This is a genomic window from Neisseria sp. P0014.S009, assembly GCF_051958155.1.
Classification (GTDB): domain Bacteria; phylum Pseudomonadota; class Gammaproteobacteria; order Burkholderiales; family Neisseriaceae; genus Neisseria; species Neisseria flavescens_C.
On sequence record NZ_JBQCVS010000127.1, the window covers coordinates 1 to 271 of the forward strand.

Consider the following 271-nt stretch of genomic DNA (forward strand, 5'->3'; position numbering starts at 1 on the left):
CAGACGGCCTTTTTACTTCCTTAGTATTTACCTGCCCGACTGTGCCCACACGTTTTGCAAGTAGGCGTAGGTCAGCTCGGCGGTGCCGGAGACCAGCGCGATGTCGCTGCCCAAGTCTTCGGCTTTGCCTACGCCAATGGGCAAGGCGCCGGAGGCTTTGATGGCGGCGACGCCGGCGGCAGCGTCTTCGATGCCGATGCATTGGCGGATATCCGCACCCACGCCCTCGGCGGCGGCGAGGAAGATGTCGGGGGCGGGTTTGGAATGCGCT

1 protein-coding gene is annotated in these 271 nt (G+C 63.5%); it reads right to left on the reverse strand.

The features are described from left to right. Positions 1–27: 27 nt before the first annotated feature. Positions 28–271, reverse strand: a 244-nt coding sequence (locus ACTHS4_RS11980; RefSeq protein ID WP_440365996.1) for an HAD-IA family hydrolase, incomplete at its 5' end; no start/stop codon positions are given.